Consider the following 22,420-nt stretch of genomic DNA (forward strand, 5'->3'; position numbering starts at 1 on the left):
ATTCTCATGGATCCACCGCCATCGAGCGGAACTTGCGCTCATCGGCGAGGGTCGCAGCATCGACGACGCCGAGCTGGCCAGCGCTGACGCCTTGCGCCGCTTCCAGCCGCCAGATCTGGGTCAGGATGATGCCAAGCTCGGCGGTGACGCGGGTGTTGAGATCAACCGCGGCTTTGAGGCCGTCCTGATCATCGATCAGCCCGACCATGGTCTCGAGCCGCTCGAGGCTTTGACCGGCCTCTTCATGACTTTCCTGCGCGGCGACCGACAACATGGCGCTGGCCCCGGCCGAGGCGGCAATCCGGTTGTCGGTAGGCTGGTCGGAGCCTGAGAGTGTCCCCAGGCGTTCCGACGTGAAACCGCTGCCAGAGAGCACCCGCTCGACCGAGGCCGAGAGTTCCGCGCCCGGATTGAAGCCGCTCAGGAAATCGCCGCTGGCCAAAGACTGCGCGGTATTGAGGGGCGCGACCAGCTTGCCGCGCAGCGCGCGGAACTCTTCGACAGTGGCGAAAAGTTCACCTAACCCGCTGCCCTCGATCAGCGAGGTCAGTTGCGCCTCGAGGTTGGTAAGCTGCGACAGCTGGGTTTCCAACTCCAGCCGCATGGTGGCGAGCTGCTGCATCTGGACGTTCAGGTCCTCGGCCATGTGCTCGAGCTGGGCCACAAGCTGACCAAGCTGCGATCCATCGAAAGTCGGGACACCTTGAGCCGCGGCGGGCGAGGCGAGCCCAAGTGTTGTGACGGCGGCCACGGTCAGGAGAAGCTGTCTCATTCGGGAACTCCCATCTGCATGAAGTCGCGCTCCGCCAACCGGTCGGCGACGAGGTGCTGCGCGTAAGCCGCCTCGCGTTGCTGGTTGGCGGCCATCAGCCGGACACGAAGAGTGAGGATGCGGCCGATCTCGGCCTTGGCGTAGGTGTTGAGCTCCCAGGCCGCCTTGGCATTGGGTTGGGCATCGATCTGCAGGATGATCGCGCGGAGGCGGTTGATGACCTGCTCAGTGGTCGCCGAACTGTCGGCGCCGTAATAGACGCCGGCCTCCGAGATGCTGGCATATTCGGCGAGGGCAAAATCCGAGGGCGAGAGCGTGCCAAGTGCGTCGGCGCCCCCCACCACGGCCAGGTATTCATTGTAGAATTTGGAGATGTTGCGGACGTAGCCTTGGGTCTCGGCGAAGGGCGGCACGCCGCCATATTCGATCACGCGTCCCGGCCCTGCGTTATAGGCCGCCAGCGCATGGGGGATATTGCCGAAGCGGTTGAGCTGGGTCGTGATATAGCGCGCGCCGCCGCGCAGGTTGTCCTTCACGTCATAGCGGTTGACGCCGAGATCGGAGGCGGTGCCGGGCATGAGCTGGGTCAGGCCATAGGCCCCGACCGGACTCTGTGCGGCGACGTTGAAGCGACTCTCCTGCTTGATCAGGGCCTGGAAGAGACAGCGCCACTGGGTGGCCGAGAGACCGGCGCGGGCCACACCGGGGGCGCCTGCGAACTCGCCCGCGACCTCGACGATCATCATCTCGACCGTCTCGCGGCCCTCGCCGAAAAGGCGGCTGTTCATCGGGCTTGGATCGGTGTTCGGGTAGACCGCCGCCACCCCGAAATCCGCATTCCCTTCGAGCGCGCGGATGTCGAAGCCGGGACCGGTGATGGCCGCCGTCATCTCCTCGAGGACGCGCAGCTGGTCGGCCTGCACATCGGCCAGAGTGGACTCGGTGCGGTCCATGTCCTGCTGGACGCCCAGATCTTCGGCCAATGCCGTCACCCGCGCGATGGCGCGTCCGATCGCAGAATTATCCTGCGTCGGCACGCCCTGGGCGAGCGCGGGCAGGGCGCCGAGGCCAAGGCAGAGCCCCGCAGATATGATCGCGACACGGCTCATTCCGGACGGGGCAGGGGTTCGAATGTGCAGTCGGGCTTGGCCGTTGCGTGAGCCGCTGCGCCCATGGTCGAGACCGAAAACGCGGACCGCGTCACCTGCGGCTCGCCATTGCGTCCGAAGCAGGGCGAGGTTTTCTCGGTGTACTTCTCGCAAGCAGAGAGAAGGCTTGCGGCGGCGCAGAGCGCAAGGAAGGGTTTCGAACTCATAGTACATGTCTCCAGAAATCGGGATTGGCGCGCCAATCGGCGGGCACACGGGCCTCGCCAGTGGCGCCGCCGCCAAGGATGGGAAGGAGGTCGCCAAGCGCAGAGAGGTCCGCATCGACGAAGACGCTGTCGCCCGCCGAGCGCACGAGCGCGATGCGCTGGCCGATGGTGGGCTGGACGAGGAGGGCGGCCTCCTTGGCGTTCACGCGCAGGAAGTCGTAATCCGAGATGGTGGCGCGGTCGTTCGGAAAGAGGATCTGCGTCGGCACCGTCTCGACGATGGTCTTGCCGACGCGGCTGTCGCGCAGCTGGCTCGGATATTGCGTCATCATGATCACGACGCAGTTCATCTTCCTGAGCGTCACAAGCCAGTTTTCCAGCCGTGCCCCGAAGTAGGGATCGTCCAAGAGCTTCCAGGCCTCGTCGAGCACGATGATGGTCGGGCGGCGATCCTCGACCACACGTTCGATCTGCCGGAAGATATAGGAGAGCACCGCCATCCGCTCGGTGGTCATGTCGAGGATCTCGGTCATGTCAAACCCGACGATATCGCCCGTGAGCTTGAGGCCTGTGCCGCGCTCGGGCTCGTCGAAGACCCAACCGTAGCGCCCACCCGGCGCCCATTCGGCGACGCGGCTTTGCAACTCGCCATCGTCATCAAGCGACTGGAACAGGGTCTCGAAACTGACAAAGCGTTGCAGGCCTGCCCCCGCGTCGGCGTTCTGGCCGACCGCGCTCTGGATATGGCGCGATTGCTCTCCCGAGAGCGTGCCGTTGCGCGTGAGAAGGGTCGCAAGCCAGTCCGAGAGCCAGGCGCGGCCGCGCTCGTCGGTCTCGGTGGCGAGCGGGTTCAGACCAGTCGGCACGCCCGCGCGGATTTCGTTGTAGCGGCCGCCAAGGGCGCGGACCGCCATCTCGAGGCCGCGATCCTTGTCGAAGAAGAAAAGCCGCGCGCCGACCCGTTGCGCTTGGGCTGCGAGGAAAGCCGTGGTCAGTGTCTTGCCGGTGCCGGTGCGTCCCAGAACCAGCGTATGGCCGACGGTCGGTTCCTTGCCGGGGCTGCCCGCCTCGTGGAAATTGAAGCGATAACCGGAGGTGCCGACCGTCGGCAGGACCGAAATGGTATGACCCCAGGGCGACTGGTCACGTCCGCGTCCCTCGACGCTGCCATGAAGCGCCGCGAAATCCGCGAAATTGATCGAGGAGATCGGCGTCTTGCGCGCCCGGTAGCCGAAGTTGCCGGGCGATTGCGCGAAGTAGGTGGCTTTCAGCGCCATGTTCTCGCGCACGATGACAGACATGATCTCCTGGCCCACGCGTTTGATCTGGGCGGCGGCGCGTTCGAGCGTGTCGCGGTCTGGGGCATAGACGGCGATCGAGAGGTGATGATCGCCAAAGGCGATGCGCCCCGCCTCCTGGTCATCGGCGGCCTGACCCAGCTGTTCGCGCAGGGAGACGGCGGCATCGTCGGAAGCCTGCATCTGGCGGATGATCCGCTGTATCCGCTCGGCCATAATATTGTTCGGGATCGGGCTGAAGGAATTCGTCAGCACGATGTCGAGCGGCAGGTCGAGCGCGTCGAGCAGCGTCACATCGGTCAATGCCGGGTAGGTCTTCATCGAAAAGAGCGCGCCGTATTTGACCTGACCGGTCACGGCGTCGGTGAGGGTGACAACGTCGCCGTCGAAGGTCGCGCGGCAATTGCTCAAGGTATGCGAGAGGGGCAGGGCGCTTTGCCCGAAGGCGATGGGGGAGAAGCTGCCTGCGTTCAGCGTGTTGAGGTAGCCCAGCCACTCGCCGCCCGATTTCGTGAGCCTGACGGGGTTGGCCGAGGCAAGCGCAACCTCGAAGAAGCCCATGACCTCGTTCAATTCCTGCATCCGTGTCGCGCGGTCCTTGACCCAAGCCTTGCGGGCCAGCGCGCGCAGGAGCGGAATGCGCGCCGAAATGTCGGGCCGCCTGATGACGCTGAGATAGAGCTGGCGCTTGGCCGGTCGCAGGTCTTTGACATGGGCCTGCCAGCGCGCGTCGATCGCGGCTGCGAAACTGTCTCCCTCGATAGGGCGCATGCCGAGATCCTGCGGCACGGAGATCCGGTGGACGTAGAAACCGAAGGCGTTGCCGGTCTGGGCGACGATGGCTGCGACCGCGCGTTTGAGCGCATCGAGCCGGGCATCCTCGGTGGTCATCGGGTTCAGCCCGTCGAGGCGCAGGGTCGCCAGGAGATCGCCCTCGCGCAGGACCATGACATCGTCATCGGCGAGGGCAAAATACGGCAGGTGTTCGGCGAGATAGCTCTCCCGCGCGAACGCCCCGCCGCCCGCTTGATGCAGGGCTGTTCCGTGAGTGGAAAGAGTGCCTGCATCAAGCGCCAAAGCTGTCACCTCCGTGAAGCTGGCGGTTCTTCGTTGGGCGCACCGAGCCGTAGGAAACGCGCAGCACTTCGAAGAAATGTGGCTCGCGGTCGGCGACGAACCAGAGGATCGGATAGGCGACGAGCCCGATCAGGAAGAAGATCATCGACTTCGTCCAGATGAACGGCAGAACGACCCCGGTCGCCAGCACCACGAGGTATCCGACGGGGAGGCCCAGATACTTGGGCGGACGGGCGAGGCCCAGAAAAAGGGGGGATCGTTCTGCCACTGCTTTACTCGGATCTCAGGAGAAGCCGTCAACGATGGTGCCGGCCGAGAAGATCAGCACGATCCCGATGATGACCGAGGCAAACCAGCCCCAGTTGAGCCGCCCCATCATGCACATGAAACCGGTGCCGATGACCGCGAGCGTGGCGACCGCGATCCCGATCGGACCGGTCAGGGCAGCCTCAACGGTTTCCAGCATGGTCTGGATCGGTGACAAGTCTTGCGCGAGGGCTGGCGTTGCGAAAGCCGCCAAGGTTGTGGCGACAGGCAAGAGGCGGCTGAGGCGATGTCGGAGCATGCGAAGTTTCCTTGTTTTACTGAAGATCGATGAGGACGGGCGCGCGGGCTGGAACACCGTCTGCGACGCGGATGTCCGGAGCGGAAACAGGCTTACCTGCCAGCCGGGACCGGATCCGATGGATGCGCGCGATATAGTCGCGGGTCTCGGTGAAAGGCGGGACGCCTGAATACTCGATCACGCGGTGCGGCCCGGCATTATAGGCTGCGAGCGCCAGGTCGATGTCCTTGAACGTGGCGAGCTGCGCGAGCAGATAGCGCGCCGCGCCATCGAGGTTCTGGGAGGGATCGCGCGGATCGACTCCGAGGCCGCGGGCCGTGTCTGGCATCAGCTGGCCGAGACCATAGGCGCCCTTGGGGCTGACGGCAGTTGGGTTGTAGCTGCTTTCGGCCTCGACCAGTGCTCGGAACAGGACCTGCCAGTCGTTGGCGCGCAGATTAACCTGGCGCAGGGCACGGTTCCCCTGATGGCGATCAGCAGTCGTCCGGATCAGGGAGAGGATGTCGTCGCGTCCGGACGGCGGCGTGGCGACCAGCGAGGCCAGAACCACTTCGGCCTCAGCGCTATCATCCAGCCCCGCCCAGGCAGGCCTCGCGCCGTGGAAAGTCCAGCCCGAGGTCCGGGCCGTGCCGTCGCGACCGAAGGCGATGACGTCAGCCGCGCTCCTCGAGGGTGATGCTGTAGTCAGGACCAAAGCGCAGATCGCGCCCGTCACCGAACTCGAGATGATGTTTGAAGAGCCCCGGCCATATGTTGAAATACCGCGGCTCAGGTCCGTGTGGGGTGATCCGGGTCGAGACCAGAATGGCTTCCGGCTCGCCCGCGCGCAGGTAGATGCACTGGTAGCGCGGCTTGCCATCGTCCGTGAACCCTACGAGTTCATACCGGCAGCGGAACGCGATGCCTTCTTCTTGAAGGTCTTTCACACCATCGATGGTGATCAGGATCTGGTTGCGCGCTATCGGCATGTTCGGACTCTCCCCACGAGAGCCCTTCTACTTCACGACACTAAGGCCATAAAGACATATAGAGTCAATACGACATATTGCAGAAAAAAACAAATTGCACGATAGTTGCCGCAACTTTTGCGGGAGAGTGACATGAAACGGCAGGCGATGGCGGCGATAATCGGGGTGTTTGGTGCTCTTGGGGTGCCGGTGAAGGCGCAGGCCTATGATATCGACTGCGCCATCATGCTCTGCATGGCGGGTGGTTTCCCACCGAGTGCCGTCTGCGCGCGGGCCTATCGCACGATGATTCGTCGGATCACACCCTGGCCGAGCCTGCCGCCTTTCGGGGTCTGCACCTTTGCCCATGTGCCGGTCGAGCTGGGTGGGCCCGGCGGAGAGGGCGAGCTCGATACAAACTTGCCGGAGTATGAATGGCTGAACCGCACTCATGTGATCTGGTTCACCGGGCGCTCCTACGAGCCGCGCGACGAACCGCGCCAGTGGGACTGGTCGATCCGCTCCTGCGATCGCGAAAACCGGACCTGCCGCTACATCCAGCGGGTCTACGGTTCCCACACGCCCTGGCCCGCGACATTCGTCTCCGAAAGCGGGCAGGAAATCGCCTACCCGACCAGCGGAGGCCTATGGCACTTCTATTCCCGCAGCATCATGGTCGAATACGGCGACTACGAGGGCAACATGGGCCACTCGGAGTGGTTCTCCTACTGATTCGGATCGCCCGATGCCTTCAGCGAAATGGGGCGAAGCTCGGCAAGGCAGGTATCATAGCCATCAGGATCGACATGCCAGCGGCGGCTCACCGAGCCATCATTCCAACGGTAATCGGTGAACAGGTGAATCTCCTGCGCACCGTCGTTCAGAAACCCTTCCTGGAAAGGCCAGCCTGTCTTTCTCTTCGCCATGTAACCGCGCCACTCGTACCGTTCTTGCCGTTCTGTCTTTCGTAATCGGGGCGGGATCAAAGCCTCGGGAAGCGGATTAGCGCTTCGCGAAAAGCTCTTCGGGATCGACGTTTAGCGCCCGGGCGATGCGTTCGAGAAGATCGAGGGAGGCTGCGAACTTCGAGTTCTCGAGCCTGCCCATGTGACCGCGGCTTACGTTGGCCTGATGAGCAAGCGCTTCCTGGCTGAGGCCGCGGGCGCGTCTCAAGTCCTGGATGTTCAATGCTACACGGTCCCGCAAGTTCATGCCCGCGAAACGGACACGGTGCACGAAATATCGCCACGCGATATATGTTACATTCGAAGATGAGGGAGCAGAAAAATCGAAAATCGGTGCTTAGAGACAGAGGACCAATGTGCATGCAGTTCCGGGTACTTGGTGTTGCAAATGCTACTAGGGCGAGTAGCGATGACCGTCAATACACCATGACACGAAACAGCGTCAGTCACGCATAATGAAGTTTATGTTAAATAATGTTGCACTCCGCCTAGTTTCCGAGACTCTATCTTATTCTAATTACTTCCGCTGATACGCAATCTGAAAGACTCCGACGCTGGCGAGGCCGGATGGAGCGAGAAGCGTGGAAGCGTTGGCTACCAGCCACCAAACCGCGCCCATGTCATAAGATCTGCGCCAGCGGTTTCAGGAATGACATGGTACCGCTGATGTTGCGCAGCTGTTGCACACGCGTGGTTAGGCAAGATGCGCAAGCGGGTGCCCACTGGAAGCTCAGGGACCGCACCACCAAAATCAGGCCGACGGGCGATCACGCCGTGTTCCTGATTGGCTTGGATCATGATCAAACCAGGTATCACCGTGCCGGCTACATCGCAGACAATCCCATAACCCTGATCGACGCGCTGATTGGCTGTGCCTCGGTCCCGCGACATAGCCATCCAGCCTGCGTCGCAAATGGTCCAACCCTTGGCCGCCTGGTGTCCGATGACCGTTGTCAGAACACTCAACGCGATATCGCCTATGTCACACACGTCGATCCCTGCCATCACCAGATCGAAAAAGACATAGACGCCCGCGCGAAGTTCGGTCACGTCCGTCAGGTCTTGCGCGGCGTGGGCGGTTGGGGTGGATCCAACGCTGACTACGGGACAGGGCAAACCAGATTTTCGCAACATGGCCGCAGAATTGACCACGGCAAGCCGTTCCTCTTCTGCGCATATCGCCTGCTGCGTTCGGCCGACAGCGCCATAGCTTTCGCCTGCATGGCACAAGACGCCACTCAACTCTGCGCCGCCTTCGTGCAGGATCCGCCCAACTTCGATCAAAGCGGGATCGTCTGCCGTTAATCCGCTGCGATGCCCGTCGCTATCGATCTCGATCATTGCCGGGATAGTTATTCCAGAGGTTTTGGAAGCTGCGGCTACCGCCTTGGCTTGCGCTGCACAATCGAGCAGCACCGTCAGCCTGCACCCTTGCCGGTGCAGCGCTACGACACGGTCCAGTTTGTCCGGGCTGATCCCCACAGCATAGAGAATATCCGTGATCCCTGCCCTCGCAAAAACCTCAGCCTCTGCCAGCGTCGAAACCGTGGCAGGCCCATTGCCGTTTTCCAGCACATAACGCGCTGCATCGACGCTTTTGATCGTCTTCAGATGGGGCCGCAACGTTACCCCAAGAGACGTTGCATGGCGCGATAATCGGTCAACGTTGCGTTTCATGCGGGCCTCGTCGACCAGCAAGCAGGGGGTGGGAAGAACGGAGAGGTATGAATCAGACATGCGAGCAGTCTAGCGCACTGAAGCACACACCATAAGAGTTTGATTTTGCGTTAGTAAACCTCTCGAGTTCGGGCGAAAATTGAAATAGAGAATGCTTGAAGAGAACAGGAATGAAGCCGCTTCTAAATTTTTCAAGGACGACAGACTGCCATGAACGCCCTGCCCCATTTTGTTGATGTCCACGCGGATGTACTGGACGCTTTGAACAACCAAAAACCGGTCGTTGCCCTTGAGAGCACGATCATCACGCATGGCATGCCGTTTCCTGAAAACATGGACATGGCGATATCCGTCGAAGAGGAAATCCGCCATCGCGGTGCTGTTCCCGCCACCATTGCCGTTCTGGATGGACGCCTGAAAATCGGCCTCGATGCAGAAGAGCTGAGTCGCTTGGCGAAAGTATCGGACGCCCTAAAAATCTCGCGTGCGGACATTGCGTTTGCGATCTCTCAGAAGAAATCAGCCGGAACTACCGTTGCAGCCACGATGATCGTTGCGCGAATGGCCGGCATCCGGGTGTTCGCCACGGGCGGTATTGGCGGTGTGCATGCCGGGGCCGAAACAAGCTTCGACATCTCAGCGGATCTAACGGAATTGGGAAAGACCGATGTTATGGTCGTCGCCGCTGGAGCGAAGGCTATTCTGGACGTGCCGAAGACACTGGAAGTTTTGGAAACCCAAGGCGTCGCGGTCGTGGGGTATCGGACGGACACGCTTCCGGCGTTTTGGACTGCGGAGTCTGACCTCGAGATACCGCTGCGGCTCGACAGTGCAAACGAGATCGCCGAATTTCAGAAGGTCCGCGACGACCTTCGCCTCGAGGCAGGGCTCCTTGTTGCGAACCCGATCCCGGCGGATGACGAAATCCCATCCAATATCATCGACGGCTATATCGAAACGGCGCAATCCGAGATGGCGGCGCAAGGCATTTCCGGCAAGGCGGTAACGCCCTTTCTGCTACAACGCATATTCGAGCTGTCAGAGGGGCGGAGCCTCAAGGCAAATATCGCGCTGGTGAAGAACAATGCACGGCTGGCCGCCGACATTGCCGTTGCATTCCACGCACCGTCCCGCCCTTGATACGCTTGAGAGCGGTGAAGTGGCGATCCAGTTTTGGCCCGCGCCGTCCGCCGCCATTGTCTCGAGCAATGATGATGACGTAACGATTTCACCGAGTGATAGTGTGCACTAGTTGAAGACGACCGTCCTTTGCCCGTTCAGCATGACGCGACCCTCAAGGTGCATCTTGACCGCGCGGGCCAGCACGCGGGATTCGATGTCACGACCCACGGCAACAAGATCGTCGGGCGTCATGGAATGGACCACGCGTTCGGCCTCCTGTTCGATGATCGGGCCCTCGTCCAGATCGGCGGTCACATAATGGGCAGTGGCCCCGATGAGCTTCACCCCTCGTTCATGGGCCTGGTGATAGGGCTTGGCCCCCTTGAAGCTGGGCAGGAAGGAATGGTGGATGTTGATCACCCGCCCGGAGAGCGCGCGCGACATCTCGTCGGACAGAACTTGCATATAGCGCGCCAACACCACGAGATCCGCATCCACATCTTCAACCAGCGCTAGCAGTCTCGCCTCGGCCTCCGGCTTGGTGTCTCGGTTGACCGGAATGTGGTGAAAAGGCAAACCCTCCTGTTCGGCGACACGCTGAGCATCCGGATGGTTCGACACAATGCCGACCACCTCCGCGTCGAGCCAGCCGACACGCACCTGGTAAAGAAGGTGCAGCAATGCGTGATCGAAGCGCGACACCATTATGAGAATGCGCGGCTTACGTCCGGTGTGACTCAGGATCATCTCCATCTCGAACCGCGCTTTGATCGGAGCAAGCGCATCGAAGATTCGCCCCTCATCGTCTGCGCTTGCCAGAAACGCCACGCGAAGGAAAAAGCGGTTACTCTGGCGATCCCAGAACTGTGTGGTTTCGACAAGATTAGCGCCCTGCTCCGCAAGCGCAGTGGTGACAGCTGCCACGATCCCCGGCGCCGCAGCGCAGGACAGTTTCAAGATGTACTGCGGCTCTGACTTCGTTCCAGGACCTGACTTGGGTTCAGCACTCGGGCAAGTTGACAGCAAGGCCTCCAAGGCTCGTCTCCTTGTATTTGGTGTTCATGTCTTCGCCGGTCTGCCGCATGGTCTCGATACAATTATCCAGCGGCATGAAATGCGTGCCATCACCTCGCAGAGCGAGGCTTGCGGCGCTGACGGCCTTGATGGCCCCCAATCCGTTGCGCTCGATGCAGGGCACCTGTACCAGCCCAGCCGCAGGATCACAGGTCATGCCAAGGTGATGTTCCAGCGCGATTTCGGCGGCGTTCTCGATCTGCTCGTTGGTGCCGCCCAATGCGGCACACAAGCCTGCCGAGGCCATCGCCGATGCGCTACCGACTTCGGCTTGACAGCCACATTCCGCCCCCGAGATCAACGCGCGGTGCTTGATAAGGCCGCCGATGGCAGAAGCGGTCAGAAGGAGTGTCTCGACACCCTGTTCTGTCGCACCGATGCAGTGGTCCCGATAGTAGCGGATGACCGAAGGTACGACGCCCGCCGCGCCGTTCGTGGGCGATGTAACGACCCGTCCACCGGCGGCGTTTTCCTCATTTACCGCCATTGCGTAGACCGACAACCAGTCGTTGGAGACAATTGTTTTTGCTTCGCCCAAGGTTTGCTCACGTGTCCCTTTGTTGCACCCCTAAATCGGCTGAGCCGCTTCACGATCGGGCGCATCCCATCCAAGTCGTTCCCCGGACATCATCGCGCGACATGCCATCGTGCCGACACTATCCGGTCATTTTCCTCTGGCTGCAAGAGCTGGACCGGCGTTGAATTGCGGCAGTCGCAAATCGTCCCCAATCGGCCACCGGCGGGATGACGGATCAGGGCGCAAAAGTCTTGTCATCATCCCTGTTCTTGTGAATGGCTCCTCAAGCTCTCGAGAACCCGGAGCCTCCGGCAGGGCCGCTTTGGTTCAACTCGCGCACCAAATGCTGCTGCAGGGGCGTTGATGTATGACGGGCATCGCGGTATGATAAATTATTTACTAAAACGTTTCGGGGGATACTTGAGCCATCAAGCATCACCAAAAGCCCGAGAGCGCCGAAGGCGTGGCAGGGTTTTGGTGATTCAAGGCTTTCCCGAAACACTCTAAACTTGGGGCGATGGTTTGGTCACGATAAAAGATATTGCCGATCGTGCTGGCGTCTCTGCGGCGACAGTTTCGCGGGTTCTTAACGGGGACCCAACCCTTTCCGTGGGTGACGTGAAGCGCAAACTCATTATTGAGACAGCGGAATCGCTGAACTATCAAACCCCTAGAAACCGGCTTGGCAAGAGACTTGGAGCGATCGCCATCGTGCACTTTTTGGACCCGGCAGAAGAACTGGGCGATCCGTATTACGTTGGCCTGCGTCTCGGGATTGAAAGGCGGTGCAAGGAACAGCGTATCAACGCGGTTACTGTGCGTCGCGATCAGATCGGGGATCAGAACTCGCCGGGACCATCCGTGCGGGCAGCGATTGCCATAGCCGCAGAACCCTCGGACGACAGCTCCTGGATGGCACCCTTCGGCCAAAATATCGTGTTTGCAGATTGCACCGCGCCCAACAGGAAATTTGATACCGTGGAAACAAATCTGCGCGATGCGATGCGTGAAACGCTGACTTGCCTGGACTCAAATGGCGCAAAGCGGATTGCCTTTGTCGGTCTGGGCAAGGAACTGAATTCCGAACACCGCGACGAAGTCCGCTATGCGGCATACTGCGAGTGGATGCGGGAGGCCAACCGGTTCGACGCCTCTATGTGCAAGGTCTCAAATGACGGCGGTGACCGGCATTGGGAGCGGCTCGGCTACGGTTTGACGGTGGATTTGCTGGACAACGTCGTGCAGCCGGATGCAATCGTGGCCTTCAATGATGGCGTGGCCGTAGGGGTATACCGTGCCCTTCAGGAAACCGGTCGTTCGATTCCGCAAGATGTATCAGTGGTCAGCTTCAACGACGTTTCGGTCGCTCAATTTTTGACACCACCGCTTTCGACGGTCCGCATCCCCGTGGAAACGATTGGTGAAACTGCTGTTGATCTTCTTGTGGAACGTCTTCGCGGACGGCGTGTGACCAAGCATGTTACGCTGGAGACGGACATCGTCTGGCGTGAAAGTAGCCGACGTTCAACCGGTCTGTAAAATCGGCCCGGAGGCGGCAACGGTCGTTGCCGGGCTCACATCTGTGGCAGCGATGTCTTGGGCGGTCGCGCAAAGCAAGCTTCATTTGGCTCTACCGAGCATTTGGGCCCCTCATTGAAGCCGAAGCTTGTTGCGGTGGCGGCGCTTGTGCGCACGTAGAGTTTGCTCAACAGGCTGAGTGGAAGCATGCCGCCCGATTGGCAGCCACCGGGCCAGGTCATTTCAGAACTCGACACAGCAAGCAACAGACTCCATCTCGCGTCGGCGTTGCTAGAGACTGATACCGCGCAACTGCAGACAGACCGTCTGATTGTTGAAGTAAATTTTTACTAAATTTTTTTCCGAATCGTGCTATGTCCGATCTCGGGCAGCGTTGTCCGATCTCAAGGAGGAGAGAGAATGAGACTAAATTCACTGAAATCGACCGGCAGCCTTGGCGCCATGCTCACCGCCGGCGCCCTGAGCCTTGCTGCCGGAACGGCATCGGCCGAGACCATGCTCACGGTCTGGAGCTGGGATCCGAATTTCAACGGTGACTCGATGCAAAGGGCCATGGCGCGCTATCAGGCCGAACATCCCGACGTGAGCCTGGTGGTTGCCGATTTCGGCAAGGATGCGCTGGAGCAGAAACTGCAATCGCAGCTTGCCTCGGGCAGCAACCAGGGCCTGCCGGACATCGTGCTGATCGAGGATTATGCCGCCCAACGATTTCTGCTCACCTTCCCGCAGGCATTCGAACCGGTGGGCGAGCATGTCGACCTGTCCGGCATGGCGCCCTACAAGGTCGCCTTGGCAACGGTGGACGGGACGGCCTATTCGATGCCCTTCGATTCCGGTGTCACCGGCGTATTCTATCATCGCGCCGATCTGGAAGCGGCGGGATTCGCGCAGGATGACCTGGTGGGTATCACCTGGGACAGGTTCATCGAGATCGGCCAGTCGGTGGAGGCCGTGACCGGCAAGGATTTCCTGGTTCAGCCGTTCAACCGCACCGACCTGCTCCGGCTCATGCTGCAATCGGCGGGCACCTGGTACACCACGCCGGACGGTGCGGTATCGCTGGGGGCCGATCCGCGGTTCCGCAAGGTTGTCGAGGAATACATCAAGGTCATGACATCCGGCATTGTGCAGGATGCCGCGGGTTGGACCGAATATGTCGGGGCCTTCACCTCGCATGACGTGAGCGGCGTCGCCACCGGCGCATGGATCACCGCCGCCATCAAGGCCAACGCCGATCAGGCCGGGGAATGGGCCGTGGCGCCGATCCCGCGCATCGACGGTATCGAAGGTGCGGTGCATGCCTCGAACGTCGGCGGTTCCAGCTGGTACGTCATGGCCGAGGGGCCGAACACCGAAGTGGCGCTGGATTTCCTGAACGATGTCTGGGCCGGCGACAGCGACTTCTACGCCGATATCCTCGCCGACAAGGGCGCGGTCGGTTCGCTGCTGGCGGCGCGTCACACCGCCGCCTACGACGCGCCGGATCCGTTTTTTGCCGACCAGAAGATCTGGGCCGACTTCGCGGATTGGCTCGGCGTGGTTCCGGAGGTCAATTTCGGCGTTTTTACCTTCGAGGCGGAAGCGGCCTTCCTCGCCTATGTGCCAGACGTGATCCGCGGCGATGCCGCGCTTGACGACGCGCTCGAAACCTACGAGCGGCGCCTGACCCAGGCCATCCGGTAATCCCGAGACGGGGCGGCGGCCGCGGCGGCTGCCCTGCCTTGGCCGCGGCTGAATCGAAGGAGGTCATGCGGTGAAATCTATGAAATCGAACGGCTGGGCATTCATCATGCCCGCGATGGTCATGATCGGGCTCTTCATGATCTACCCGATCCTGTCCTCCTTGTGGATGAGCTTTCAGACCGGCAGGGGGATGAATCTGTCCTTCGGCGGCTTCGACAACCTCCTGCGCTTGACGGAGGATCCTGTCTTCCTGCAAGCCCTGCTGAACACCGGCACCTTTCTGGTGGTGCAGGTGCCGATCATGATCGTTCTGGCTCTGCTCATGGCCACTTTGCTGAACAATCCCGATCTGAAATTTCGCGGCTTGCTGCGAACCGCGATCTTCCTGCCCTGCGTCACGTCGCTTGTCGCATATGCCATTCTCTTCAAGTCGATGTTCGCACTCGACGGGGTGGTGAACCAGACGCTCATCGGGCTCTACCTGATCGACCAGCCGATCCCCTGGCTGAGCGATCCGTTCTGGGCCAAGGTTCTTGTCATCATCGGGATCACCTGGCGTTGGACCGGGTATAACATGATCTTCTACCTTGCGGCCCTGCAGAACATCGACCGCTCGATCTACGAGGCCGCGCGCGTGGACGGGGTGCCACCCAGAGCGGTCTTCTTCCGACTGACCATTCCGATGCTGAAACCGGTGATCCTGTTCACCTGCGTCATGTCGACGATCGGCACGCTGCAACTGTTCGACGAGGTGGTGAACCTGACCGAAGGCGGGCCGGGCGATGCGACGCTCACGCTGTCCATGTACATCTACAATCTGACCTTCAAGTTCATGCCGAGCTTCGGATACGCCGCGACGGTGTCCTACGTCATCGTGGTTCTCGTGGCGATCCTCAGCTTCATCCAATTCTACGTTGCGAGGGACCGGAAATGAGATCGTTCAGAACCCTGGCGACCTATGGCTTCCTCGGAGTCATGGCCTTCGTCTCCGTCTTCCCCTTCGCCTGGATGATCATCGGTGCCACCAATACGTCCGCCGATATCATCAAGGGCAGAAGCTGGCCGGGATCGGCCCTGGCCGAGAACCTCTCGACCCTCGTCACCACGAACAATGTCCCGGAGATCCTCTACAATTCCTTCAAGGTCGCGATCATCGGCACGGCCCTGACGCTGCTGGTGGCGTCGATGGCGGGCTACGGTTTCGAGGTCTTCAAGTCCAGGTTCAAGGACAGGGTATTCGGCGGCCTGCTGCTTCTGATGTCGATCCCCTTCGCCGCGCTGATGGTTCCGCTCTTCGTCCTGACCGGCAAGATCGGGCTGATCAACACCCATATCGGCGTCATCCTTCCCTCGGTCGCCGCGCTCTCGCTGTTGTTCATCATGTTCTATTTTCGCCAGGCGACCATCGCTTTTCCGAGCGAGCTGCGCGATGCCGCCCGCGTCGACGGGCTGAAAGAATGGCAGATCTTCGCGTTCATCTACATGCCGGTGATGAAATCAACCTATGCCGCCGCGACGATCATCGTGTTCATGGCGCAATGGAACAGCTACCTCTGGCCGTTGATCGTCTTGCAGACCAACGACAAGAAAACCATCACGCTCGCCATCTCGTCTCTGGGGACGCAGCAATTGCCCGACTATGGCGCTCTGATGGTCGCGACGATCCTGGCCACCCTGCCCACGCTTCTCATCTTCTTCGTCCTCCAGCGCCAATTCGTCCAGGGCATGCTGGGTGCAGTCAAATAGGAAAGCACGATGCCGCACACAACGAACATCAATACCGACTGGCAGTTCCACGAGGGCGATGCGCCCGAACTGAGGCAGCAGGCCCGCCGCGGGCGGGCGGTCACTCTGCCCCATAACGCGGTCGATCTGCCCTACAACCATGCGGATCAAACGGCCTACCAGCGCCGGTACACCTATCAGAAGCTGATCCGCCCCGATCCCGCCTGGGACGGCCAGGAGGTGACGCTGCGGTTCGACGCGGTGATGGCGGATGCCCGGATCTACCTGAACGGCACGGAAATTGCCGCCCACAAGGACGGATATACGCCGATCCACGCCCGGCTGACCGACCGGCTCCGCCCCGGTGACAACCTGTTGACGGTCGTTCTGGACGGGACGGAAAACCCCGAAATCCCGCCCTTCGGAGGGCAGATCGACTATCTGACCTATGCCGGCATCTACCGGGACGCCTGGATCGAGGTCGCGCCGGCCCTCTCGATCGCGGGCGCCAAGGTCGAAACGCCCGATGTCCTGGCGGCGGAAAAAACTGTACATGCCGTCGTCACGCTGGCCAATGCTTGCGACCAGGAGATCGAGGGGCGGATCACCGCGGAGCTGATCGACCGCGGCGGCAGGACCGTCGCAACCGCCACGGTGCCGGTGTCCGAGGCCCGGGTTGCCATCGACCTTGCCGGCCTGAAGGACATCGCGCTGTGGGATGTCAAGGACCCCGCGCTCTACACGCTGTCCCTGGTCCTTGAAACGGCGCATGGCCGGGATGGCTGGTCGACGCAGTTCGGGTTTCGCAGCGTCGATTTCACCACCGACGGCTTCCGGTTGAACGGCAAGCCCCTGAAAATTCGTGGATTGAACCGGCACCAGTCCTTTCCCCATGTCGGCTATGCGCTGCCCCGCGCCGCCCAGGAGCGCGACGCGGAGATCCTCAGGTACGAGCTCGGCTGCAATACCGTGCGCAGCTCGCACTATCCGCCGTCGCCCTGGTTTCTCGACCATTGCGATCGCATCGGCTTGCTGGTGCTCGAGGAGATCCCTGGCTGGCAACACATCGGCGGCAGCGTATGGAAGGCGGAATCGGTGCGCAATGTCGAACGCATGATCCGTCGCGACTGGAACCATCCCTCGGTCATCATGTGGGGTGTGCGGATCAATGAAAGCCCGGACGATCACGCGTTCTACGCCAAAACAAACCGCGTGGCGCGCGCTCTCGACACCACCCGGCCCACCGGCGGGATCCGCTGCATCGCCGAAAGCGAGTTTCTGGAAGACGTCTATACGATGAACGACTTCGTCCTGGGGTCGCATGAACTCGGTGGCAACCGCGGCCGGACGCCGTTGCGGCCGCAACGGGAAGTGACCGGGCTGGGGCACGACGTCCCCTATCTGGTGACGGAATACAACGGCCACATGTTCCCGACCAAGAGCACCGACAACGAATTGCGCCAGAACGAACATGTCCTGCGCCATCTCGAGGTCATGGACGCGGCCTATGGCGACAGCGCGGTCGCGGGCTGCATCGGATGGTGCGCCTTCGACTACAACACACATGCGGATTTCGGCTCGGGCGACGGCATCTGCTATCACGGCGTGATGGACATGTACCGCGAACCGAAATTCGCGGCCTATGCCTATGCCAGCCAGACGGAGCCGTCGGAACGGGTGGTCATGGAACCGGTGACCCACTACGCCCGGGGCGAACGCAATATCGGCGGGATCTTTCCCCTGATCGTCCTGACCAATTGCGACGAGGTCGAGATCCGCTATGCCGGCACCGCGCCGCGGCGGATCAAGCCGGACCGGGAAGCCTTCCCGCATCTGCCGCACCCGCCGGTGATCATCGATCGCAAACATTTCACCGACGCGGAACTCGGCGAATGGGGCGAACGCTGGGAGACGACCGCGCTGACCGGGTATCTGGACGGCGCTGCGGTTGCGGAGTGTCTGCTGCCGGAGAGGAAGATCCCCAGCGCGCTGGAGATCGCCCCCGACCGGACCGCCATGGCGCCGAAAGGCGACTGCCTGCGCGTCATGGTCCGCGCCCTGGATCAGGCCGGGCGGAAACTGCCGTATTTCTCCGAACCGATCGAGGTCGAGGTCTCGGGCGCGGCACGCCGTCTCGGGCCGGCCCTGCTTGCCATGCAGGGCGGCAGCGTCGGGTTCTGGATCGAATCAAGCGGCCGGGAGGGACCGGTCGAACTTCAGATCACCAGCCAGCGTTTCGGCCGGCAATCGGTCGGGCTGCTTTCGAAGGAGGATGCGGGATGAGTGGGCTCAAACTGCGCGGCGTCAAGAAGTCTTTTGGCGTTGCGAATGTGATCAAGGGGATCGATCTCGACATCGAGCCCGGGGAATTCGTGGTCTTCGTCGGCCCGTCGGGTTGCGGCAAATCCACCTTGCTGCGCCTGATCGCCGGGCTGGAAGACATCAGCGACGGCATGATCGAGATCGGAAACAGGCGGGTCGAGAAACTCGATCCGGCGCAACGCGGAATCGCGATGGTCTTCCAGACCTATGCGCTTTACCCGCATCTCACGGTCGCCGAGAACATGGGTTTCGCGCTCAAGTATTCGGGAACGTCGAAGGCGGAGATCGACAGCCAGGTCAAGGAGGCCGCGCGCATCCTCGAGCTCGATCGGTTGCTCGACCGCAAGCCCGGCCAGCTGTCGGGCGGCCAGCGCCAGCGGGTGGCGATCGGTCGCGCGATCGTCCGCCATCCCGAGGTCTTCCTGTTCGACGAGCCGCTGTCCAACCTGGACGCGGAGCTGCGTGTCCAGACCCGGCTCGAGATCGCGGGCCTGCACAAATCACTGGCGTCGACAATGATCTATGTCACCCATGACCAGGTCGAGGCGATGACCCTTGCCGACAAGATCGTCGTGCTGCGCGCAGGTCTGGTGGAGCAGGTCGGCAGTCCGCTGGCGCTCTACGACGACCCTGACAACGTCTTCGTCGCCGGGTTCATCGGATCCCCGAAGATGAACTTTCTCACCGGCGAGGTCACCGCCGACGGCGTGAAACTGACCGAACACGGCGATCAGGTCATTCCGCTGCCGCGGCTTGCTGCCTCGCCCGAAGTCGGAACCGGAGTGACGGTCGGCCTGAGGCCGGAGCATTTCGCGGCCGACGGCGACGCCGAACTGCAGGTCGACGTCGAGATGGTCGAAAACCTTGGCGGCGAGGTTTTCGTCTATGGTCGCAGCAACGGGGGTCCGCTGGTGACGATCAAATCCGACGACCGCAGCTTTGCACAGGGACAGCGCCGCAGCGCCAGTTTCTCGACGGCGTCGGCGCTCCTGTTTGACGACAACGGAGTTCGTCTTCGATGAGATGCGGGGGACTGGGTCTGCTGCCGGAAAATCGTGAGTTTGGCCCACGCGCAATCGTGTTTTCAACTGCGGCCTGGTTGAATTGAGTGCAACGGACACGTCCGCTTCGGGGTTCCCGCCGTCGCATGTATCTGCGATCACGCGAAGTGGCATCCGTTTTGCCGCTTCGTCCAGCGATCATCGGAGATTGAAAGCGATAGTTAAGGCAGACGCGCAAGGTGGCCTCAAAAGCGCTGCCGCATCGCGAGTGGCTAGAAGAGCTTGCAGCCACTTAGCGGATTAACATTTATACCACTTTCGGCACTGGAAACAAAGACATGGCGAACGACAGACGCAATCGGGCCTGGTATGGCAAGTTGGACAAGGACGGCTTTATCCATCGCAGTTGGATGAAAAACCAGGGGTTCCCGGATCACGCCTTTGACGGGAGACCGGTGATCGGGATTTGTAATACATGGTCCGAATTGACCCCATGCAATTCGGGCCTGCGCGAACTGGCCGAGGGTGTGAAGCGCGGCGTTTGGGAGGCGGGTGGCTTTCCGGTTGAGTTCCCTGTGATGTCGCTTGGCGAGACACAGATGAAGCCGACCGCCATGTTGTTTCGCAACCTGCTGGCAATGGACGTCGAAGAGTCAATCCGTGCTTACGGAATGGACGGAGTCGTCCTGCTGGGTGGCTGCGACAAGACCACGCCGGGGCAATTGATGGGCGCGGCTTCAGTTGACCTGCCGACAATCGTCGTCAGTTCTGGCCCGATGCTCAACGGCAAATGGCAGGGCAAAGATATTGGTTCTGGCACGGATGTGTGGAAGTTCTCGGAAGCCGTGCGCGCGGGCGAAATGACGCTTCACGACTTCATGGCGGCTGAATCCGGCATGAGCAGGTCTAAGGGCGTTTGCATGACGATGGGCACGGCCTCGACCATGGCCTCGCTTGTCGAAGCGATGGGGATGAGCTTGCCAACAAACGCGGCTTTGCCTGCTGTAGATGCCCGCCGCATGGCCTTGGCGCATCTAACCGGCAAACGAATTGTCGAAATGGTCGAGGAAGACCTGAAGCCGTCCGATATCCTTACCAAAGAAGCGTTCGAGAACGCCATTCTGGCCAATGCTGCGGTTGGAGGATCGACGAACGCGGTGGTGCACCTGCTGGCTTTGGCCGGACGGGTCGGGGTGGACCTGACGCTCAGTGATTTCGAGATCGGATCAGATGTGCCTTTGCTGGTGAACTGTATGCCATCCGGCAAATATCTCATGGAAGACTTCTGCTACGCGGGCGGTATGCCGGTGGTGCTGAAAGAACTTTCGGCCAAGCTGCGCGCGGCTAAAACGGTGTTGGGCGGAGATATCTCAGCCTATGCCGAAGGGGCCGAGTGCTGGAACCGCGACGTGATCCGCTCATTCGACGAACCGCTCAAGCCGGCCGCAGGGTTGCGCGTTTTACGGGGCAATCTTGCACCACGTGGCGCCATCGTGAAGCCGTCGGCCGCAACCGATGCGCTGCTTGAGCATGAGGCAGAGGCCTATGTGTTCGAAAGCATCGAAGACCTGAAAGCCAATATTGACCGCGATGATCTGCCCGTAACCCCGGACACCATTCTGGTTCTCAAGGGCTGCGGTCCCAAGGGCTATCCCGGCATGCCGGAAGTGGGCAACATGCCGATCCCTGCAAAGTTGGTGAAAGAGGGCGTGCGCGACATGATCCGCGTCAGCGACGCGCGTATGTCGGGCACGGCCTTCGGGACCGTGATCCTGCATGTCAGCCCCGAGGCCAATGATGGCGGCACCTTAGCTCTGGTCAAAACGGGGGATCGGATCAAGGTTTCTGCGTCAAACGGTGTGTTGGAATTGTTGGTGTCGGACAAAGAGCTGGAGGCGCGTCGCGCCAACTGGCAGCCTGAGCCACCGCATTACACACGTGGCTATGCCAAGATGTATATCGACCATGTGCTGCAAGCGGATCAAGGCGCAGACCTTGATTTCCTTGTCGGCAAAGACACCCGCCCCGTGACACGAGAAAGCCACTGATGAGTATTCCAGCAACATTCCACGACCTGAACGGCAAGAGCGTTTTTATCACCGGCGGCGGCTCGGGGATCGGTGCGTCTTTGACAGACGGATTCCTGGCGCAAGGTGCGAAGGTTGCCTTTGTGCAGCGCTCGGACGCATCAGAGTTCTGCGACGAGATGGAAGCCAAGCATGGTGTCCGACCCTTGTTCATACCGTGTGACATTACCGATATGGCGGCTTTGAAGTCTGCTATTGACCATGCGGCTGAGACGCATGGCGCGATTGAGGTGTTGGTCAACAACGCCGCCAATGACAAACGCCACGCAGTCGAGGACGTCACCGAAGAGTTCTGGGACTGGATGCAGGCGATCAACCTGAAAGCCTACTTCTTTGCGGCGCAGGCGGTTGTTCCGGCAATGAAGGCGGCCGGTAAAGGTACGATCATTAACTTCACCTCGATCAGCTATATGATGGGGAACGCAGGCTATCCGCTATACACGACGGCCAACGCCGGACTGAACGGCATGACCCGAAGCCTTGCGCGCGACTTGGGCGCGTCGAACATCCGCGTCAACGCCTTGGCGCCGGGATGGGTTCTGACGCAAAAGCAACTGGACCTTTGGGCAGACCCGATTTCCTTAGCATCGCATCTTGAGCGTCTGTGCCTTAAAGAACATCTGGTGCCGGAAGATATCGTCGGGGGCGTCCTGTTTCTGGCCTCGGATGTCAGTCGTATGATGACGGGTCAGACGATGGTCATTGATGGCGGCGTCGTGGTGACGGGGTAGGCA

The 22,420-nt window shown here is 61.0% G+C and carries 22 protein-coding genes and 1 pseudogene; 10 read left to right on the top strand and 13 right to left on the bottom strand.

Annotated features, from left to right (window positions below):
- Nucleotides 1-4: 4 nt before the first annotated feature.
- The 8 genes from OO25_RS16705 to OO25_RS16740 all read right to left on the bottom strand — a co-directional run bounded on the left by OO25_RS16705 (nt 5) and on the right by OO25_RS16740 (nt 5,995).
- Nucleotides 5-772 (bottom strand): type IV secretion system protein, encoded by a 768-nt coding sequence (locus OO25_RS16705; RefSeq protein ID WP_040181306.1) that lies wholly within the window; start codon nt 770-772, stop codon nt 5-7.
- A complete protein-coding gene (locus OO25_RS16710; RefSeq protein ID WP_040181309.1) occupies nt 769-1,881 on the bottom strand; it encodes a transglycosylase SLT domain-containing protein in 1,113 nt (370 codons plus the stop codon). Before OO25_RS16710 ends, OO25_RS16705 begins: the two co-directional genes overlap by 4 nt.
- On the bottom strand, nt 1,878-2,087 hold the full coding sequence (locus OO25_RS16715) for a hypothetical protein (RefSeq protein ID WP_040181311.1): 210 nt from the start codon (nt 2,085-2,087) through the stop codon (nt 1,878-1,880). The genes OO25_RS16710 and OO25_RS16715 overlap by 4 nt, the downstream gene beginning before the upstream one ends.
- Nucleotides 2,084-4,462 carry a type IV secretion system protein B4 gene (locus tag OO25_RS16720; protein WP_040181314.1) on the bottom strand — a complete coding sequence of 793 codons (2,379 nt, stop codon included), beginning with the start codon at nt 4,460-4,462 and terminating at the stop codon, nt 2,084-2,086. The genes OO25_RS16715 and OO25_RS16720 overlap by 4 nt, the downstream gene beginning before the upstream one ends.
- Nucleotides 4,452-4,730 carry a type IV secretion system protein VirB3 gene (locus OO25_RS16725; protein ID WP_040181315.1) on the bottom strand — a complete coding sequence of 93 codons (279 nt, stop codon included), beginning with the start codon at nt 4,728-4,730 and terminating at the stop codon, nt 4,452-4,454. Before OO25_RS16725 ends, OO25_RS16720 begins: the two co-directional genes overlap by 11 nt.
- Before the next feature lie 15 nt (nt 4,731-4,745).
- Nucleotides 4,746-5,027, bottom strand: coding sequence for a TrbC/VirB2 family protein (locus OO25_RS16730; protein ID WP_040181317.1), 282 nt, complete (start codon nt 5,025-5,027; stop codon nt 4,746-4,748).
- Between the two features lie 16 nt (nt 5,028-5,043).
- Nucleotides 5,044-5,577 (bottom strand): lytic transglycosylase domain-containing protein, encoded by a 534-nt coding sequence (locus tag OO25_RS16735; protein ID WP_052465693.1) that lies wholly within the window; start codon nt 5,575-5,577, stop codon nt 5,044-5,046.
- Between the two features lie 103 nt (nt 5,578-5,680).
- Complete coding sequence (locus OO25_RS16740; RefSeq protein ID WP_040181319.1) at nt 5,681-5,995, bottom strand: hypothetical protein; 315 nt, start codon at nt 5,993-5,995, stop codon at nt 5,681-5,683.
- Nucleotides 5,996-6,127: 132 nt separating this feature from the next.
- Here OO25_RS16740 and OO25_RS16745 point away from each other — a divergent pair, with 132 nt between their 5' ends.
- A complete protein-coding gene (locus OO25_RS16745) occupies nt 6,128-6,706 on the top strand; it encodes a hypothetical protein (protein WP_040181322.1) in 579 nt (192 codons plus the stop codon).
- Here OO25_RS16745 and OO25_RS16750 read toward each other — a convergent pair.
- From OO25_RS16750 to OO25_RS16760, 3 genes are all read right to left on the bottom strand, one after another.
- Complete coding sequence (locus tag OO25_RS16750; protein ID WP_037210192.1) at nt 6,700-6,900, bottom strand: hypothetical protein; 201 nt, start codon at nt 6,898-6,900, stop codon at nt 6,700-6,702. The genes OO25_RS16745 and OO25_RS16750 overlap by 7 nt on opposite strands.
- A gap of 76 nt (nt 6,901-6,976) precedes the next feature.
- A complete protein-coding gene (locus OO25_RS16755) occupies nt 6,977-7,162 on the bottom strand; it encodes a helix-turn-helix transcriptional regulator (protein ID WP_227513933.1) in 186 nt (61 codons plus the stop codon).
- Nucleotides 7,163-7,533: 371 nt separating this feature from the next.
- The gene (locus tag OO25_RS16760) at nt 7,534-8,676 is read right to left on the bottom strand and encodes a DSD1 family PLP-dependent enzyme (RefSeq protein ID WP_040181325.1); all 1,143 of its coding nucleotides are present in this window, start codon (nt 8,674-8,676) and stop codon (nt 7,534-7,536) included.
- A gap of 150 nt (nt 8,677-8,826) precedes the next feature.
- On the opposite strand from OO25_RS16760, the gene OO25_RS16765 reads away from it, so the two are divergent.
- On the top strand, nt 8,827-9,756 hold the full coding sequence (locus OO25_RS16765; RefSeq protein ID WP_040181328.1) for a pseudouridine-5'-phosphate glycosidase: 930 nt from the start codon (nt 8,827-8,829) through the stop codon (nt 9,754-9,756).
- Between the two features lie 108 nt (nt 9,757-9,864).
- On the opposite strand, the gene purU is transcribed toward OO25_RS16765, so the two are convergent.
- Both purU and OO25_RS16775 read right to left on the bottom strand, forming a co-directional pair.
- Nucleotides 9,865-10,761 carry a formyltetrahydrofolate deformylase gene (purU, locus tag OO25_RS16770; RefSeq protein ID WP_052465695.1) on the bottom strand — a complete coding sequence of 299 codons (897 nt, stop codon included), beginning with the start codon at nt 10,759-10,761 and terminating at the stop codon, nt 9,865-9,867.
- A pseudogene (locus tag OO25_RS16775) lies at nt 10,739-11,329 on the bottom strand (L-serine ammonia-lyase, iron-sulfur-dependent, subunit alpha); the annotation flags it as partial. The gene purU and the pseudogene OO25_RS16775, both read right to left, overlap by 23 nt.
- A gap of 522 nt (nt 11,330-11,851) precedes the next feature.
- Between OO25_RS16775 and OO25_RS16780 the strand changes: the two are divergent.
- The 8 genes from OO25_RS16780 (at nt 11,852) to OO25_RS16815 (ending at nt 22,417) form a co-directional block, all read left to right on the top strand.
- Complete coding sequence (locus tag OO25_RS16780; RefSeq protein ID WP_040181329.1) at nt 11,852-12,868, top strand: LacI family DNA-binding transcriptional regulator; 1,017 nt, start codon at nt 11,852-11,854, stop codon at nt 12,866-12,868.
- Between the two features lie 399 nt (nt 12,869-13,267).
- Nucleotides 13,268-14,551, top strand: a complete 1,284-nt coding sequence (locus OO25_RS16785; RefSeq protein ID WP_040181333.1) for an ABC transporter substrate-binding protein — start codon at nt 13,268-13,270, stop codon at nt 14,549-14,551.
- Nucleotides 14,552-14,630: 79 nt separating this feature from the next.
- Nucleotides 14,631-15,485 carry a carbohydrate ABC transporter permease gene (locus tag OO25_RS16790; protein ID WP_139044795.1) on the top strand — a complete coding sequence of 285 codons (855 nt, stop codon included), beginning with the start codon at nt 14,631-14,633 and terminating at the stop codon, nt 15,483-15,485.
- Entirely contained in the window at nt 15,482-16,297 is an 816-nt protein-coding gene (locus OO25_RS16795; RefSeq protein WP_040181336.1) for a carbohydrate ABC transporter permease, read from the top strand. Before OO25_RS16790 ends, OO25_RS16795 begins: the two co-directional genes overlap by 4 nt.
- A gap of 9 nt (nt 16,298-16,306) precedes the next feature.
- Entirely contained in the window at nt 16,307-18,559 is a 2,253-nt protein-coding gene (locus tag OO25_RS16800; protein WP_040181339.1) for a glycoside hydrolase family 2 protein, read from the top strand.
- Nucleotides 18,556-19,620 carry an ABC transporter ATP-binding protein gene (locus tag OO25_RS16805; RefSeq protein WP_040181342.1) on the top strand — a complete coding sequence of 355 codons (1,065 nt, stop codon included), beginning with the start codon at nt 18,556-18,558 and terminating at the stop codon, nt 19,618-19,620. The genes OO25_RS16800 and OO25_RS16805 overlap by 4 nt, the downstream gene beginning before the upstream one ends.
- 317 nt (nt 19,621-19,937) lie before the next feature.
- Entirely contained in the window at nt 19,938-21,647 is a 1,710-nt protein-coding gene (locus tag OO25_RS16810; protein ID WP_040181345.1) for an IlvD/Edd family dehydratase, read from the top strand.
- Nucleotides 21,647-22,417 carry an SDR family NAD(P)-dependent oxidoreductase gene (locus OO25_RS16815; protein WP_040181347.1) on the top strand — a complete coding sequence of 257 codons (771 nt, stop codon included), beginning with the start codon at nt 21,647-21,649 and terminating at the stop codon, nt 22,415-22,417. Before OO25_RS16810 ends, OO25_RS16815 begins: the two co-directional genes overlap by 1 nt.
- Nucleotides 22,418-22,420: the final 3 nt, after the last annotated feature.

The sequence above is a fragment of the Phaeobacter sp. S60 genome, from assembly GCF_000826845.1.
Taxonomy (GTDB): domain Bacteria; phylum Pseudomonadota; class Alphaproteobacteria; order Rhodobacterales; family Rhodobacteraceae; genus Phaeobacter; species Phaeobacter piscinae.

Coding starts and splice junctions, on each gene's coding strand:
- OO25_RS16715 (WP_040181311.1), bottom strand. CDS start 2,087: ATGAGTTCGAAACCCTTCCTTGCGCTCTGCGCCGCCGCAAGCCTTCTC.
- OO25_RS16810 (WP_040181345.1), top strand. CDS start 19,938: ATGGCGAACGACAGACGCAATCGGGCCTGGTATGGCAAGTTGGACAAG.
- OO25_RS16745 (WP_040181322.1), top strand. CDS start 6,128: ATGAAACGGCAGGCGATGGCGGCGATAATCGGGGTGTTTGGTGCTCTT.
- OO25_RS16765 (WP_040181328.1), top strand. CDS start 8,827: ATGAACGCCCTGCCCCATTTTGTTGATGTCCACGCGGATGTACTGGAC.
- OO25_RS16760 (WP_040181325.1), bottom strand. CDS start 8,676: ATGTCTGATTCATACCTCTCCGTTCTTCCCACCCCCTGCTTGCTGGTC.
- OO25_RS16785 (WP_040181333.1), top strand. CDS start 13,268: ATGAGACTAAATTCACTGAAATCGACCGGCAGCCTTGGCGCCATGCTC.
- OO25_RS16815 (WP_040181347.1), top strand. CDS start 21,647: ATGAGTATTCCAGCAACATTCCACGACCTGAACGGCAAGAGCGTTTTT.
- OO25_RS16705 (WP_040181306.1), bottom strand. CDS start 772: ATGAGACAGCTTCTCCTGACCGTGGCCGCCGTCACAACACTTGGGCTC.
- OO25_RS16805 (WP_040181342.1), top strand. CDS start 18,556: ATGAGTGGGCTCAAACTGCGCGGCGTCAAGAAGTCTTTTGGCGTTGCG.
- OO25_RS16740 (WP_040181319.1), bottom strand. CDS start 5,995: ATGCCGATAGCGCGCAACCAGATCCTGATCACCATCGATGGTGTGAAA.
- OO25_RS16750 (WP_037210192.1), bottom strand. CDS start 6,900: ATGGCGAAGAGAAAGACAGGCTGGCCTTTCCAGGAAGGGTTTCTGAAC.
- OO25_RS16790 (WP_139044795.1), top strand. CDS start 14,631: ATGAAATCGAACGGCTGGGCATTCATCATGCCCGCGATGGTCATGATC.
- OO25_RS16795 (WP_040181336.1), top strand. CDS start 15,482: ATGAGATCGTTCAGAACCCTGGCGACCTATGGCTTCCTCGGAGTCATG.
- OO25_RS16730 (WP_040181317.1), bottom strand. CDS start 5,027: ATGCTCCGACATCGCCTCAGCCGCCTCTTGCCTGTCGCCACAACCTTG.
- OO25_RS16800 (WP_040181339.1), top strand. CDS start 16,307: ATGCCGCACACAACGAACATCAATACCGACTGGCAGTTCCACGAGGGC.
- OO25_RS16710 (WP_040181309.1), bottom strand. CDS start 1,881: ATGAGCCGTGTCGCGATCATATCTGCGGGGCTCTGCCTTGGCCTCGGC.